Raw genomic sequence first — 15,415 nt, 5'->3', positions numbered from 1 at the left:
GCGGTTTAAAACGAAACGCCGTGCCGGTCTCCACCGGCGCGGCGTTTCGCTTGCGTGGTGTGCAGCAGAGCCACTCCACCCCGTTCGCCCTGAGCGGAGTCGAAGGGCCTGGCCTCGACAGCCCTTCGACAAGCTCAGCTCGAACGAATTCGGCGACCGACCGCTACTCCAACCGAAACTTCAGCAACAACGTCCGCTGCCACGGCTCCAGCCCATTGGCGTCGCTGACCATCCACACGATCGTCGCCCCGCCCTCGCGCACCACCGCGATACCTTCGAAATTGTCATGCAGCACCGGCGCCGCCAGCCGCGCGATCGGCTGTGAGCCCACCCTTGCCCCCTCGCGAACCGCGGCCAGGTCGAGCACCGAGACGATCGTCGTCCACCCGTCACCAAACGACAACCTTCGGTTCAGCACCAGCAACCGCCCATCCGGCAGTTCCGCCGCATCCACCGCCTTATACCCCTCCGGCGGTATATAGGCGAAGCGTGTTACCCGCATACCCGCCAGCGTCGGATCGCCGCTCAGCATCAGCGCCTGCCGTCCACCGCCCGTCACCCGCGCTGTCTCGGCCAGCACCACGAAGCGCCCGTCCGACAGGCGCACCATCGTCTCCGCCCCGCCGTTCTCCGGCCAGTCGCGCATCGCCGCCAGCTGCACCGACCGCTCAGGCCGCGCGAAGTCCGGCGCATAGCGCCAGATCGCGTTCGCCCGCTCGAACCCTACCCAAATTTGTCCCGTCGTCGGATCGACCGCCATCGATTCGCTGTCGCGGTCCTGCTTCATCCACCCGGAGCCCGGCCCACCCGGCAGCGCGAGGAACCGCTCGTCGCGCGGTCGCCAATCGTCCCCCATCGTGAAGGCGTAGAGCAGCCCGCCGTCGCCCAGCAGCGTGAACCGGTCCCCCACGATCGACATGGCGGAGAAGCCGCCGAACGCGGGATCGTCGCTCGTCAGGTGGACGCCGCCCAGATAGCGCAGCCGCCCCACCCGGTCGCGCGCGGGATCGTCGGCATCCAGTGCGACGCGCTCGACCCGCACGGTCGGCGTCCCGTCGTACAGCGGCAACCGCTCGTCACCCGACCAGGTCGGCACGAGCAGCAGGACGAGGACGATGATGAGGACGGCGCGCACCGCCCGCCTCTTACCCGCACCCGTCGGCAGGCAAAGCGGTTTCGCTGAACGAACGATAACGAACGCATTCAGCGTCACGCCACCGGGTTTGTGCGAATCAGTGTCTTGTCGACGGACGGCGTGAAGCCCCGCCGCCGAACGAGAACAAAGTCGAAGGAGACGTTACGATGCTTAAGAAACTGACCCTTGCCGGCGCCGCGTTCGCGATGGGCGCCACCGCACTGATCCCGGCGACGCCGGCGATGGCCCAGCGCTATGATCGTGGCTATTCGCGCTATGACGATGGTTATGGTGACCGTGGTTACCGCGACTATCGCGGGCAGGATCGCCGCTACTACAGCAACCGGGATCGCAACTTCAACGGGTGCAAGGACGGCGACGGCGGCACCGCGATCGGCGCGATCGCCGGTGGTCTTGCCGGCCACACGATCGCCGGCCGCGGCGGCGACCGTACGCTCGGCGCGATCCTGGGCGGTGCGATCGGCGCGATCGCCGGGCGCGCGATCGACAAGTCCGACCCGCCCCGCGGCTGCGCCCGTTCGCGCTAAGGCGCGTCGGCACCGCGACGGCGCCGGTTCGCGTTAGCGAATAGCGCGAGCCGGCCGGCGGGCCGGACGGCCCGACCGTCGACAGCGGCTGTACCGCTGCTGACCCGAGCAGAACAGAACACCAGCTTTCCCCGTCCGGTGGCGTATCGGCGGGGGAAACCCTCCCCTGTTGCGTATCGGGGGCGCGGGCCGGTTCCTCGAAAGAGGGTCCGGCCCGTTGCGTTATGGCGCAGGCGCGTCGGCGAAGCGACGGCGCCGATGGGCAATGCCCAGCGCCACGACCGGCCGGCGGGCCGTCAGGCCCGTCCGACGACGCGGGCTTTGCCCGCGGCGGAGGCGCCGGGGCACGAGCGCGCCCCCGAAAACCGTTCGTGGTGAGCCTGTCGAAGCACTGCACTTTTTCTTACCGCGGACTCGCAGACCAAGCGGCCCGTGGGTGACGCTACAACCGGCCCCGACGCGGGAGTAAATCCCGCGTCGTCGGACGGCGCTATAGCGCCGCCGGCCGTGCCGGGCGCTGCGCGGCTGCCTTGGCAGCGCGCATCGGGGCGAACGCCGTCGCCCCTTCGCCCGTCAGTACATATGCTGCCCGCCATTGATCGACAGCGTCGACCCGGTAACGAACCCACCCTCCTCCGAACACAGGAACGCCACACCCCGCGCGATCTCGCTCGCCTGACCCAGCCGCCCGACCGGGATCTTCGCGACGATCTTCTCCAGCACGTCGGCCGGCACCGCGGCGACCATGTCGGTATCGATATAGCCCGGCGCGATCGCGTTCACGGTCACGCCCGCGCGCGCACCTTCCTGCGCCAGCGCCTTGGTGAAGCCGTGGATGCCCGATTTCGCCGCAGCATAGTTGACCTGGCCGTACTGCCCGGCCTGTCCGTTGATCGAACCGATGTTGACGATCCGCCCCCATTTGCGCTCGCGCATGCCGGGGAACACCGCCTTGGCCATGTTGAAGCAACCGCCGAGATTGGTGTCCATGACCTCCTTCCACATCTGGTAGGTCATCTTCAGAATCGTGCCGTCACGCGTGATGCCGGCGTTGTTGACGACGACGTCGACCGGGCCGAGTTCGTCCGCCACCTGCTGCACCCCGGCCTGACACGCGTCATAGTCGGCGACGTCCCACTTGTACGCCTTGATCCCCGTCCGCTCGGTGAATTCGCGCGCGCGCTCGTCGTTGCCCGCGTAATTGGCGGCTACGGTCATGCCGAGATCCTTCAGCGCCAGGCTGATCGCCTCGCCGATACCGCGTGTTCCGCCCGTGACGATCGCTACCCGTGCCATGCATCTCTCTCCCGTTAGTCTTCGGGGGTGACGCTAGGGAAGGTCCACCCAGCCGGCAAGCTCTCGCGCCAAAATGCTGCGCAACATTTCATTGCCGGCGGCACTGTCGTTCAGGCACGGAAGATAGGCGAAATGCGTGCCGCCGGCGCCGATAAAGCTTTCGCGCCCGCGGATGCTGAGTTCTTCCAGCGTTTCCAGACAGTCGGCGGAAAAGCCCGGTGCGACGATCGCCACCTTCTTCACGCCGCGCCCCGGCATCGCCTCCAGCGCCGTGTCGGTCGCTGGCTCCAGCCACTTCGCCCGCCCGAACCGCGACTGGAAGGTAACGGTGACGTCACGCCCCAGCGCCTCGCCCAGCAGGCGCGCGGTCTTGCGGCAGTGGCAGTGATAGGGATCGCCCAGCTCCAGCGTCCGCTGCGGCATGCCGTGGAAGCTGGTGACGAGCGCGTCCGGCACGAAATCGAGCGCCGCCAGCCCCGCCTCCACCGACGTCTTCAGCGCGCCGATATAGGCCGGATCGTCGTGATAGGGCGGCAGCGTGCGGAGCGCCGGTTGCCAGCGCATCGCCGACAGCGCCTCGAACGCCTTGTCGTTTGCTGTCGCGGTCGTTGCTGCGCAATATTGCGGATAGAGCGGCGCCAGCAGGATGCGCTCACACCCCGCCGCCTTCAACGCGGCGATGCGGTCGGCGATGGCGGGCCGGCCATAGCGCATCGCCCAATCTACGATCACGCCGGCTCCGAACGCATCCTTCAACGCCGCCGCCTGCAACCGCGTGAAGGCCGCGAGCGGCGACCCGTCCTCGCGCCAGACCAGGCCATAGGCATGCGCCGATTTCTTCGGCCGCGTGGTCAGCACCGCGCCGCGCAGGATGGGCTGCCAGATCAGCTGCGGGATCTCGACCACGCGCCGGTCCGACAGGAACTCCTTCAGATACCGCCGCACCGATCTGGCGTCGGGCGCGTCGGGCGTGCCGAGATTGATGAGCAGCACGCCCACCTTTGGTTTCGGAATGGCGGGATGCGCGGCGGGCATCGGCATCGGGTTCGTCGGGTCGGTCATCACAGCGGCAACGCCCGAAGCCGCCGTCCGGACGCGGCGAAGATCGCATTGGCGAGCGCGGGCGCGACGACGGGCACGCCCAGTTCGCTGGCGCCGCCCGGCTCCGCCTGGCTCTCGACGATCTCGACCGTGATGTCGGGCGTGGTCGACAGGCGCGGCAGCGCGAGGTCGCGGAAGCCGCGAACGTCCGGAATGCCATGCGCGAACCCGGTCACCGCACCGATCGCCGCCGCCATGCCGAAGATCAACCCGCCCTCGATCGCCTGCCGCACCAGATCGGGATTGATCGTGCGGCCGACATCGACCGCCGCCACCATCCGCTCGATTCGCGGCACCGCTCCGTCCCCGAGCGATCCCTCGACCATCAGCGCGATGAAGCTGCCGCGCATCGCGTGGCACGCGATGCCCTGCCCGCTGCCAGGAATACCACCCTGCCAACCCCCCAGCGCCGCGACCGTCGACAGGCACCGCGCCAGCCGCGGGGTGCCGCCCAGCATGCCGATACGATAGGACAAAGGCTCGGCCCCGCCCGCGCGCGCCAGCTCGTCGATGAAGCATTCGTTGGCGAAGCAGGTCGCCACATGCGCGCCGCCGCGGAACCAGCCGGTCGGCGTGCCGATGTCCGCCGCGTGGTGATCGACCGCCCAATGCGGCAGGCCATAGGCCGGCGCCGCGCCGTCGATCGCGGTCGCATCGCCCTCGCCCGCCACGATCGCCCCGCGCCCGGCCAGCCGTTCGCGCAGCTCCTGACCCGTATCGGGTGCAGCGATGGCGGCATGCCAGCCCTGGATCGCGCCACCGCCGCCGATCCGCGCGCGCATCTTCGCCAGCGTCGGCGCACGCACCGGCGTCGCGATCAGGCTTTCGGCGCGCGACCACGTCAGCTGCACCGGTCGCCCGAGCGCGACCGCCAGCCGCGCCGCCTGTTCGGCCACCGCCACCTCGACGTTCGCGCCGAACGATCCGCCCGCCATCATCGGATGCAGCACCACCGCGCCGTCGACCACGCCAGCGCCCCGCGCCGCCGCTGCGCGGGCGAGGCCCGGCGCCTGCGTCGCCATCCACAGCACCAGCTTGCCGTCCTCGTACGTCGCGGTCGCGGTCACCGGCTCGATGGCCGCATGCACGCCGGGCGCGGTGCGATAGGTCGCCTCGACCACCCCCGGCCCCGTCGTCGCGGCGGCGACGTCGCCCGCGCCGGCGATCCGCGCGCCCGGCCGTGCCAGCGCCGCCGCCAGCGCCTCTTCGATGCTCGCACTCGTCACCGGCGGGGTTGGCGCCGCAAATCGCGGGGCGATCGCGGTCAGCGCTCGGTTCGCCGCCCACCAGTTCTCCGCGACCGCCGCGACCCAGCCCGGCGTCTCGACCAGACGCAGCATACCGGCCACGCCTTCCGCCGCCTTGCGATCCACCCCCGCCAGCCGCCCGCCCGCCGGCGCCTGCCGTATGCTGGCGAACACCATGCCGGGCAGGCGGATGTCGCCGGCGAAGTTCGCCGCGCCGTCGACCTTCGGCGGCGCATCCAGCCGCGGCACGCGCGTGCCGGTCAGCCGCCCCTCGCTGCCGATCCGCGTCGTCGGTTCGGCCGGCATCACCTGCCCCGCCGCCTCCGCCGCCAGTTCGCCGAAGCGCGCGCGGTTCGCACCCAGGATGACGAAGCCCGCTTCCGTCCGGCACGCGGTCCATTCGCCGCCCCAGCGCGCCACCGCCGCCTTGCACAACAACGCGCGGGTCATCGCCGCCGCGCGGCGCAGCGGCGCCTCGAACATCCGCACGCTGGTCGACGCGCCGGTCAGCATCGGCGCTTCCGCGGGCAGGATACGGCTCAGCCGGTCGCCCGCCCCCAGCATCGCACCCGCCGCCAGCGGGTTGGCATAGCGATCCGCGACCGGCGCCGCCTCCACCCCCACCGTGCGCCAGTCAGCGCCCAGCTCGTCCGCGACGATCTGCGGCAGCGCGGTATAGACGCCCTGCCCGTGCTCGCACTGCGGCACCGCGACGACGATATGCCCGTCCGCGCCGATCTTGATCCAGCCACCGAACGCGGTCTCGCCGTCGGTCGTCGCCAGCGCGACGGTGTCGCCCTCCGGCCAGACGCGCCACGCGACGACCAATCCGATCGCCGCACCGCCCGCGAACAGTGCGCGGCGGCTTATCTGCATGGGAGCGTTCGTCCGGTCATACGCCCTCGCTCTATCGCCGCCCCGCGCGCCGGGCTAGAGCATGCGCGACACAGACTTGTCCGGGAACGACCATCTTGCTGCTGCCCATGCTCGCCGACGCCGCCGGCCACATCCGCTACGACCAGCTCGGCATCGGCCCCGTCGCGCTCGATCTCGGCTTCTTCACGCTGAAATGGTATTCGCTCGGCTACATCGCCGGCATCATGCTCGGCTGGTGGTATCTGCTGAAGCTGCTCGACCGGCCCGGCGCCCCGATGGCGCGGCGTCACGCCGACGATCTGGTCTTCTACGCGACGCTCGGCATCATCCTCGGCGGGCGCATCGGCTACGTGCTGTTCTACGCGCCGCACATGCTGCTGGAGCCGCTGTCGGTGCTGAAGCTGTGGGACGGCGGCATGTCGTTCCACGGCGGCGTCATCGGCACCACGGTCGCGATCATCCTGCTGGCGCGCAAGCACGGGCTCAACTGGCTGCGCATCCACGATTACGTCGCCTGCTGCGCCCCGTTCGGCCTCGGCCTCGTCCGCCTCGCCAATTTCGCCAATGGGGAGCTATGGGGCAAGCCGACCGACGTCGCATGGGGCGTGATCTTCAACCGCACCGTCCAGTACGGTCTGGAGCCGGCCCGCCACCCGAGCCAGCTGTACGAAGCCTTTCTCGAAGGCCCGGTGCTCTTCGCCATCCTCGCATACCTCTTCTGGCGCACGCAGGCGCGCTACCAGCCGGGCAAGCTCGTCGGCGCGTTCATCCTCTTCTACGGCATCTTCCGCTTCGGCGTGGAGTTCTTCCGCGAACCCGATGCGCAGTTCGCCGGCACTTTCCTCGCGACCACGATCCACATGGGCCAGATCCTGTGCCTGCCGATGATTGCAGGCGGCATCTATCTGATGGCGACCGCCAAGGCCCGCCGCGTCCGCGTCGAGCCGATCGCGGGTGGGCCGAGCATCGCGTGACAGCGTGAGCGAGGCGCTGCTCCCCGAACGGCTCGCCCGCGCCATCACGCTGGGCGGTGCGATCCCGCTGTCACAGTACATGGCCGGGGCGAACGCGCACTATTACGCGACGCGCGATCCGCTCGGCACGCGCGGCGACTTCACCACCGCGCCGGAGATCAGCCAGATGTTCGGCGAGCTGATCGGCGCCTGGATCGCCGACCTCGCCGCGCGCGCCGGCACGCCAGACATCGACTATGTCGAGCTCGGCCCCGGTCGCGGCACGCTGGCCGCCGACGCCCTGCGCGCGATGGCCGCCGCCGGCCTGAACCCGCCCGTGCACTTCGTCGAAACCTCGCCCGTGCTGCGTGCCGAACAGGCGAAGCGCTTGCCCGGTGCGGAATGGTGCATGGACCTCGTCGGCCTGCCCGACGACCGTCCCTTCGTCGCCGTCGCCAATGAATTCTTCGACGCGCTGCCGATCCGCCAGCTGGTGAAGACGGTGGACGGCTGGCGCGAGCGGCTCGTCGCCTGCCAGGATACGCTGTTCCTCCCCATCGTCGGCAACACGCTGTTCGATCCGATCATCCCGCCCGATCTGCGCGACGCGCCCGACGGCTCGATCCTCGAAACCTCCCCCGCCGCCGTCGCGACGATGCGCGTCCTCGCCCGCAAGCTGGTGCGGCAGGGCGGTGCCGCGCTGGTGATCGATTACGGCTACGAAGGCCCGGCGATCGGCGACACGTTGCAGGCGGTGAAGGATCACGCCCCCACCAACCCGTTCGAACATCCGGGAGACGCAGACCTGACCGCCCATGTCGATTTCGCGACGCTGGCCGAAGCCGCCCGGTCGGAGGGCGCGACTGTCCACGGTCCTGTCAGCCAGGCGCGCTTCCTCGACGCGCTCGGCATCGATGCGCGCGCGGCGACGTTGGCGGTGAAGGGCGGCGAGGACGTCATCGTCGCGCGCAACCGGCTGGTCGGCGCGGACCAGATGGGCGAGCTGTTCGGCGTGATCGCGGTCACCCACCCCGACTGGCCGATCCCGGCAGGCTTCGCATGATCGCCTATCGCGATGCCGTCCCCGGCGATGGGGCGGAGCTGTCTGCGATGGCGCGCCGCGCGTTCACCGAGACGTTCGGCACGCTCTACCGCGCGTCCGACTTGGCCACCTTCCTCGACCGCGCGTTTGGGGCGGACGGCCTGCCCAGCCAGCTCGACGACCCCGCCTTCACCGTCCGGCTGGCGACCAGCGAAGGCCGCATCATCGGTTTCTCCAAGCTTGGCCCCAACGCCCTCCCCTTCCCTCAGGCCGAAGACGCCAACGCGCTGGAGCTCTACCAGCTCTACGTGCTCGCCGGCCATCACGGCGACGGCGTCGGCCCGGCGCTGCTCGACTGGACCATCGCCACCGCCCGGGTGCGCGGCGCCGACACGCTCGCGCTCAGCGTCTTCGTCGACAACCACCGGGCAAAGGCCTTCTACGCCCGCTACGGCTTCGTCGATGTCGGCCGCTTCGACTTCCCCGTCGGCGACCAGATCGACGAGGACCGGCTGATGGTGCTGGCGCTGTGAGCATCGACATACTCCGCGCCGATGCGCTGGCGGGGGTGCCGCACGGCTTCCTAGGCCGCAGCGGCGGCGTGTCGGACGGCGCCTATGCCAGCCTCAACACCGGCATCGGCTCGCACGACGATCCGGCCCGCGTGGCCGAGAACCGCCGCCGCGCCGTCGCCGCGGTCGCGCCGGCTGCGCGGCTGACCGGCCTCTATCAGGTCCACGGCGCCGAATGCGTGACCGTGCTCACCCCGTTCGACGATGACTATCGCCCCCGCGCCGATGCGCTGGTGACCGACGTCCCGGACATCGCGCTCGGCATCCTCACCGCCGACTGCGCGCCGGTGCTGTTCGCCGACCGCCAGGCCGGCGTCGTCGGCGCCGCGCATGCCGGGTGGAAGGGCGCGCTGGCCGGCGTCACCGACACCACGCTGATCGCGATGGAAGCGCTCGGCGCCGACCGCAGCCGCATCGTCGCCGCGGTCGGCCCTTGCATCGCGCAGGCGAGCTACGAGGTCGACGACGCCTTCCGCACCCGCTTCCTGACCGAGGACGCGGCCAGCGACCGCTTCTTCGCCGACGCCGCACCGGGCCACAGCCGCTTCAATCTGGAGGGCTATGTCGCCCACCGCCTCGCCGCCGCGGGCCTCCGCCGCATCGAACTGCTCGGCCGCGACACCTATGCCGACGAAGACGCCTTCTTCAGCTACCGCCGCGCCACCAACCGCGCCGAAGGCGACGCCGGCCGCCAGATCGCGATCATCGCGGCGGGGTGAAACAGAACGAAAACTCCGCGCCCGACACCCGATAAACATAGCTTACATGCCGTAGCTCTGAAGTTCGTCCTCCTCGGGAAAAGGTGGATAGACGATCGGCTTGTCTCCGAAATGCCGCTGCAGCGAACGCTCGCGGCGTTCGATCACATCTTCCTGTGGATCGATTTCGTCCGGATAAAAATACGCGGCGTCGAACCGACCGTCACGCAACACATATTCCAACTCCGACCATCGGACCTGTCCATCCTGCACTTCCCACAATTCGAGAAGTGCATATGTCATACGCTCATTCATCGGCCACCGAAAAAGTAACTGATTACCAACTTCCTTGAAAATCGATTGCCCAGTGAAGTTATGATCGAGTTGTGCGTAGAGCAGTGTGGGCTCCACCCGATAATCATGATCCTCCATCAACAATCCGCCAATCTCGGCCAGCAATTCTTCCGATTCAGTTTTCGCCACGGCGCTTCTCCAATCGCTTGTTGGGAAATTGCTGGCTCTTTATTCGACCATCAACCGTCCACCACACGTCGATCGTCGAGGGCCGAACGGAATAGCCGCTGAACTGCGGAACGATCTACACCGCCACCGTCCTTCCGGCACGTTTGTCCCTTGCCCATTCATCCTCGAGCGAGCGATAGCGGCCCCGGTTGAAAGTGGCATCCTGCGCAAAATGATTGAACGCCTCGGTCGGGCGTTGAAGCGTGCCGCGATGTAATGGCCGCCGTCGTCGCTCGCCCGTCGCTCCGATCCACCGGCCTGCCGCTGCGCCGTACGAGACCGAGCAGGTGCCGCGGCTACCGTCAAAATACCGGAAACGCGTCGCGTCCGCCGCGAAACCCACCGCCACCCCACTGGCCATGATGCTGCCCGGCACCGACGAACGTGAAACGTCCGGTCTGGGGATCGTGCCATGGATTGAATTTGTGCTCGATCCCATCGCCGCCTTCAGTCGATGGCAACCGACCCGTCCGCAGCGAGGTTCAAAAGGCGCGACGTTGTTCATTGCTCGATATGTCGATCATGCAGCCCCGCACTCTATGCGGCAAGAACATTTGAGCAACATTCCGACACGCCAAGCAAAACTCTCATCGACGGACTGGCAGTAACCGGCGTTCCATATGGGCTGTCCTACACGGCCGCCCCGTGCCTATACTCGCCGCATGCTCACCACCGGCGACACTTCGACCATCGTCCGCCCGTGACCCGCCCGCCCGGGCGGAAAGTTCCGAGATGGGTCGCTTTCCCGGAACCTTCGCCGCCTTCGGGCACCTGGGTGGTTTCCATTGATACCATCTTGCCGCTATCATCGGCGCTGATGATCTGGAGAGTGTGATGACCGACAAGACCGAAGCGGGCCTGACCGGCGCCCCCGCCCCGCGCGGCAAGGGCGATGCCGGCCCCAAGACCATCGGCGGGCGCAAGCTGAAGCCGTCGACGATGATGATGGGTCACGGCTATGATCCGATGCTCTCGGAAGGCTCACTCAAGCCGCCGATCTTTCTCACCTCAACATTCGTCTTCCCCAATGCCGCTGCGGGCAAGCGCCATTTCGAGGGCGTGACCGGCAAGCGGCCCGGCGGCGCCGAGGGGCTCGTCTATTCGCGCTTCAACGGCCCCAATCAGGAGATCCTCGAGGATCGCCTGGCACTGTGGGAAGAGGCGGAGGATGCGCTCGCCTTTTCCTCCGGCATGTCCGCCATCGCCACACTGTTCCTCGCGATGGTCAAGCCCGGCGACACCATCGTCCATTCCGGCCCGCTCTATGCCGCGACCGAGACGCTGATCGCGCGCATCCTCGGCAAGTTCGGGGTGAAGTGGCTCGATTTCCCGGCCGGCGCGACCCGTGAGGAGATCGACGTCGTCATGAAGAAGGCGCGCGAGACCGGCGACGTCGCGCTCGTCTATCTCGAAAGCCCCGCCAACCCGACCAACGCGCTGGTCGATGTCGAGGCGGTCGCCGCCTCGCGCGACGCGATCTTCGCCGACCTGGAGGTGAAGCCACCGATCGCCATCGACAACACTTTCCTCGGTCCGCTGTGGGCGCAGCCGATGCGGCAGGGCGCCGACATCGTCGTCTATTCGCTCACCAAATATGCCGGCGGGCACAGCGATCTGGTCGCGGGCGGGGTGCTGGGGTCGAAGGACCGGATCAACACCATCCGCCTGATGCGCAACACCATCGGCACGATCTGCGACCCGCACACCGCGTGGATGCTGTTGCGCAGTCTCGAGACGCTGGAACTGCGCATGAGCCGCGCGGGCGAGAATGCGCTGAAGGTCTGCACCTTCTTGCAGGGGCATCCGAAGGTCGACCGCGTCGGCTATCTCGGCTTCCTCGAGGAGCAGGGCGACGTGCGGCAGGCCGACATCTACCGCCGCCACTGCGACGGCGCGGGCTCGACCTTCTCGCTCTATCTGAAGGGCGGCGAGACGGAGGCGTTCGCCTTCCTCGACCATCTCAAGATCGCCAAGCTCGCCGTCAGCCTCGGCGGCACCGAGACGCTCGCCTCCCACCCCGCCGGCATGACCCACCTGTCGGTGGCGCAGGAGCGCAAGGACGCGCTCGGCATCACCGATTCGCTGGTCCGCATCTCGATCGGCGTGGAGGATGCCGACGACCTGATCGCCGACTTCGCCGCGGCTCTGGACGCGATCTGAGGGGGGGAGGGGAAAAGTAGTGTGACCCCTCCCCCGTTCGGGCTGAGCCTGTCGAAGCCCTGTCCTTTCTTCGTCGGAAAGAAGGACAGCACTTCGACAAGCTCAGTGCGAACGGAAGATCAGCGCTTCCACCCCGCCGGCGTGCGATCCGTGATCCGGTCCGCCGCCGGCGGCACCAGCGGCGACCGGGCGGCGATATACGCCTCCAGCGCCGCCAGATCCTCGCCGCCGTCATCGGTCCCGCGCCCGACGCGGAACGCCGGGAATTCGTCCCCGCCGTTGATGAGGAAGTTGCTCGCCACGACCCGGTACGTCGCCGCCGGGTCGAGCGGCTTGCCACCGACCCGCGGATCGAGAATGCGCGCCCCCGCCGGCCGGCTGCGGTCGAAGGCATAGGTCATGCCGGAAACGCCGAGGATCATCTCCTTCCCGCTCTCCCGAGCGAACTGCTGCTCCAGGATGGCGAGCAACTCGCGCCCGCTATATTCCCGGACCATCAGCACATTACCGAACGGCTGCACCGCATACAGGTCGCCGAACGTCACCGTCCCGTCCGCCGCCGGGGTCAGCGCCGCGCGGATGCCGGTCGGGTTCATGAAGCTAACCTGCACCCCCTGCCGCCGCGTCGCCGCCAGCTGGGCATCGGCGACCAAGTCGATGATCTTCGCCGCATACCCACCCTCGGGCGGCTTTTGCGCCAGCGGCTCGGTGACCCGCCCGACCGGCCGCTTCGACAGCGTGGCGACCGCCGCGGCATACCGCTGCGTCAACGCCGCGACCCGCGGCTCGGCGGCAAAGCGCGGCAGCGCGGGCGTCACCGCCACCGCCTTGCCGGTGCTGTCGGCGAACCCCTCGCCTTGCACGACCACGTTGCGTGCCGACCGCCCGACCAGCCGCCGGCTGGCGGGATCGAACGTCAGCGTGATGTCGGTCACGACCGTGCCGTACCGCGCCGCGCTCGTCAGCAGGATCGGCGCACTGCCCGCGCCCCCACGCGGCCGGTCGCAGATATAGGCCTTGTGGGTATGCCCCGACACGACGACGCTGATCGCCGGGTCCAGCCGGGCGGCGATCTCGACGATCGGCCCGCTCAGGCCGTCGCAGGCGTTGGGATCGACCTCGGGCTTCGGGTAGCCGCCCTCGTGCACCAGCAGCACGATCGCATCCGCGCCTGCCGCCTTCAACGCGGGCACCAGCCGGTTCGCCGTCTCCGCCTCGTCGGCGAAAGTCAGGCCTTGGATCGCGGTCGGGTTGACCAGCGTGTCGGTGGTGCGCGTCGTCAGGCCGATGAAACCGATCGTGACCTTGCCCGCACCGCTGCCGAAGCTGTGAAGCGCTGTACCGGGCATCAGGCTGCCGCCCGACGGCGTGATCGTATTGCCGGCCAGATAACGAAAGCGCGCCCCCACGAACGGCTCGATCGCACACGGCGTGCGCGCCGTATGCTTCGCGCAGCCGCCGTCCTGCAACCGCTGCAACTCGGCAGTGCCGCGGTCGAATTCGTGATTGCCGACCGCGTTCAGATCGAGCCCGATCAGGTTCATCGCAGCGACCGACGGCTCGTCGAGAAAGATCGACGAGACCAGCGGGCTGGCGCTGGTCAGGTCGCCCGCCGACACCGTGATAGCGTTGGGGTGACCGCGTTTCAGCTCGGCGATCGCGCTGGCGAGATACGCCGCCCCGCCCGCCGGCACGTCGCCCGACGGCGTCACCACCGCCAGCTTAGGCGGCTGGAGATTGCCATGGAAGTCGTTGATCGCGACGATGCCGACTTCGACCGGCCCGCGCACGCCCACGCGTGGCGCACACGCCCCCAGCGCGCCCGCCAGCGCAATGACGCACAGCAACCTGCGCATCAGCCGTCGCCGACCCGCTCGATATCCGCGCCGACCGCGCTCAGTTTCTCCTCCAGCCGCTCGTACCCGCGGTCGAGATGATAGACCCGCGCTACGCTCGTCTCGCCCTCGGCGGCCAGGCCTGCGATGATGAGGCTCATCGACGCGCGCAGGTCGGTCGCCATCACCGGCGCACCCGCCAGCCGCTCGACCCCGCGCACCACCGCGGATCGTCCCGAAACCGTGATGTCCGCGCCCATCCGCGCCAGTTCGGGAACGTGCATGTAGCGGTTTTCGAAGATCGTCTCGGTCAGCATGCTGGCGCCCTCGGCCTTGCACAGCATAGCCATGAACTGCGCCTGCATGTCGGTGGCGAAGCCCGGATAGGGCGCGGTCGACAGGGTGAGCGGCCCCAGCCGCCCGTCGGAGGCCACGCGGATGCCGTCGCGCCCGTCCTCGACCGTCACGCCGGCCTCGGTCAGCGCGCCGAGCGTCGCGCGCATGGCATGCGCGTCCGCCCCGGCCAGCACGATGTCGCCGCCCGTCACCGCGACCGCGCAGGCATAGCTGCCCGCCTCGATCCGGTCGGGCATCACCGCATAGGTCGCGCCGTGGAGCCGGTCGCGCCCCTCGATCGTCAGCGTCTCCGTACCGATCCCGTCGATCGACGCGCCCATCGCGACCAGCAGGTTGCACAGGTCGACGATCTCCGGCTCACGCGCCGCATTCTCGAGCACGCTGGTGCCCTTCGCGGTGGCCGCGGCCATCAGCGCGTTCTCGGTCGCGCCGACCGACACCACCGGGAAACGGAAGCTGCCACCAGACAGCCGCCCGGTCTTCGCCCGCGCGGTCACATAGCCCGCGCTCGTCTCCAGATCCGCGCCCAACGCCTCCAGCACCTTCAGGTGGAGGTCGATCGGCCGGTTGCCGATCGCGCAGCCGCCGGGCAGCGACACCCGCGCCTCGCCCTGGCGCGCCAGGATCGGGCCCAGCACCAGGATCGACGCGCGCATCTTGCGGACGATGTCGTACGGCGCCTCGGTCGAGGTCAGCCGCCCGGCACGGATCGTCATCACCCGCCCGAAATCCTCGGGCCGCGTGCCCTCGATCGCGGTGGAGGCGCCCAACTGGTTGAGCAGATGCCCAAAGCCGTCGACATCAGCCAGCCGCGGCAGGTTTCGCAGCGTCAGCGGCTCGTCGGTCAGTAATGCGCACGGCATCAGCGTCAGCGCGGAATTCTTCGCGCCGGAGATGGCGATGCGGCCCTTCAGCGGGTTGCCGCCACGGATGAGGATACGGTCCATTCCCGGCTTCTATCGGTGCAGCTTCGCCGCGCCAAGCCGCCGAAACGCATTCCCCGGTTGATCGACTTTAATGCAGAGATTCCAGCGCCCTGCTTTCAAGACATCGATACCGGGGGAAAAGCGTAC

General features: G+C 68.8%; 14 protein-coding genes. 6 read left to right on the top strand and 8 right to left on the bottom strand.

What is annotated here, in order from left to right; genetic code table 11:
- Window positions 1–163 precede the first annotated feature (163 nt).
- Window positions 164–1,135, bottom strand: coding sequence for an esterase-like activity of phytase family protein (locus ACX40P_RS09495; protein WP_459126100.1), 972 nt, complete (start codon window positions 1,133–1,135; stop codon window positions 164–166).
- A gap of 167 nt (window positions 1,136–1,302) precedes the next feature.
- On the opposite strand from ACX40P_RS09495, the gene ACX40P_RS09490 reads away from it, so the two are divergent.
- A complete protein-coding gene (locus tag ACX40P_RS09490; protein ID WP_459126099.1) occupies window positions 1,303–1,683 on the top strand; it encodes a glycine zipper 2TM domain-containing protein in 381 nt (126 codons plus the stop codon).
- A gap of 573 nt (window positions 1,684–2,256) precedes the next feature.
- On the opposite strand, the gene phbB is transcribed toward ACX40P_RS09490, so the two are convergent.
- From phbB to ACX40P_RS09475, 3 genes are read right to left on the bottom strand one after another with little or no spacing between them, the layout of a single operon-like run.
- Entirely contained in the window at window positions 2,257–2,979 is a 723-nt protein-coding gene (phbB, locus tag ACX40P_RS09485) for an acetoacetyl-CoA reductase (protein ID WP_459126098.1), read from the bottom strand.
- Window positions 2,980–3,012: 33 nt separating this feature from the next.
- Window positions 3,013–4,020 (bottom strand): ferrochelatase, encoded by a 1,008-nt coding sequence (hemH, locus tag ACX40P_RS09480; RefSeq protein ID WP_459126642.1) that lies wholly within the window; start codon window positions 4,018–4,020, stop codon window positions 3,013–3,015.
- A gap of 20 nt (window positions 4,021–4,040) precedes the next feature.
- The gene (locus tag ACX40P_RS09475; RefSeq protein ID WP_459126097.1) at window positions 4,041–6,203 is read right to left on the bottom strand and encodes a xanthine dehydrogenase family protein molybdopterin-binding subunit; all 2,163 of its coding nucleotides are present in this window, start codon (window positions 6,201–6,203) and stop codon (window positions 4,041–4,043) included.
- A gap of 95 nt (window positions 6,204–6,298) precedes the next feature.
- Here ACX40P_RS09475 and lgt point away from each other — a divergent pair, with 95 nt between their 5' ends.
- From lgt to pgeF, 4 genes are read left to right on the top strand one after another with little or no spacing between them, the layout of a single operon-like run.
- The gene (gene lgt / locus ACX40P_RS09470) at window positions 6,299–7,177 is read left to right on the top strand and encodes a prolipoprotein diacylglyceryl transferase (RefSeq protein ID WP_459126096.1); all 879 of its coding nucleotides are present in this window, start codon (window positions 6,299–6,301) and stop codon (window positions 7,175–7,177) included.
- A 4-nt stretch (window positions 7,178–7,181) separates the two neighbouring features.
- Window positions 7,182–8,219 carry a class I SAM-dependent methyltransferase gene (locus ACX40P_RS09465; RefSeq protein WP_459126095.1) on the top strand — a complete coding sequence of 346 codons (1,038 nt, stop codon included), beginning with the start codon at window positions 7,182–7,184 and terminating at the stop codon, window positions 8,217–8,219.
- Entirely contained in the window at window positions 8,216–8,731 is a 516-nt protein-coding gene (locus ACX40P_RS09460; RefSeq protein WP_459126094.1) for a GNAT family N-acetyltransferase, read from the top strand. The genes ACX40P_RS09465 and ACX40P_RS09460 overlap by 4 nt, the downstream gene beginning before the upstream one ends.
- Window positions 8,728–9,489 (top strand): peptidoglycan editing factor PgeF, encoded by a 762-nt coding sequence (gene pgeF / locus ACX40P_RS09455; RefSeq protein WP_459126093.1) that lies wholly within the window; start codon window positions 8,728–8,730, stop codon window positions 9,487–9,489. The genes ACX40P_RS09460 and pgeF overlap by 4 nt, the downstream gene beginning before the upstream one ends.
- Before the next feature lie 42 nt (window positions 9,490–9,531).
- Here pgeF and ACX40P_RS09450 read toward each other — a convergent pair whose 3' ends face one another.
- Both ACX40P_RS09450 and ACX40P_RS09445 read right to left on the bottom strand, forming a co-directional pair.
- A complete protein-coding gene (locus tag ACX40P_RS09450) occupies window positions 9,532–9,951 on the bottom strand; it encodes a hypothetical protein (protein WP_459126092.1) in 420 nt (139 codons plus the stop codon).
- A 115-nt stretch (window positions 9,952–10,066) separates the two neighbouring features.
- Entirely contained in the window at window positions 10,067–10,495 is a 429-nt protein-coding gene (locus tag ACX40P_RS09445) for a hypothetical protein (RefSeq protein ID WP_459126091.1), read from the bottom strand.
- 329 nt (window positions 10,496–10,824) lie between these two features.
- Here ACX40P_RS09445 and ACX40P_RS09440 point away from each other — a divergent pair, with 329 nt between their 5' ends.
- Complete coding sequence (locus ACX40P_RS09440) at window positions 10,825–12,150, top strand: cystathionine gamma-synthase family protein (protein WP_459126090.1); 1,326 nt, start codon at window positions 10,825–10,827, stop codon at window positions 12,148–12,150.
- A gap of 119 nt (window positions 12,151–12,269) precedes the next feature.
- On the opposite strand, the gene ACX40P_RS09435 is transcribed toward ACX40P_RS09440, so the two are convergent.
- Both ACX40P_RS09435 and murA read right to left on the bottom strand, forming a co-directional pair.
- A complete protein-coding gene (locus ACX40P_RS09435; RefSeq protein WP_459126089.1) occupies window positions 12,270–14,006 on the bottom strand; it encodes a bifunctional metallophosphatase/5'-nucleotidase in 1,737 nt (578 codons plus the stop codon).
- Complete coding sequence (murA, locus tag ACX40P_RS09430) at window positions 14,006–15,289, bottom strand: UDP-N-acetylglucosamine 1-carboxyvinyltransferase (RefSeq protein WP_459126088.1); 1,284 nt, start codon at window positions 15,287–15,289, stop codon at window positions 14,006–14,008. The genes ACX40P_RS09435 and murA overlap by 1 nt, the downstream gene beginning before the upstream one ends.
- Window positions 15,290–15,415 lie beyond the last annotated feature (126 nt).

The sequence above is a fragment of the Sphingomonas sp. RS2018 genome (assembly GCF_054489605.1).
The sequence above is the reverse complement of the archived record's forward strand: the minus strand, read 5'-3'. Positions and strand labels throughout refer to the sequence as shown.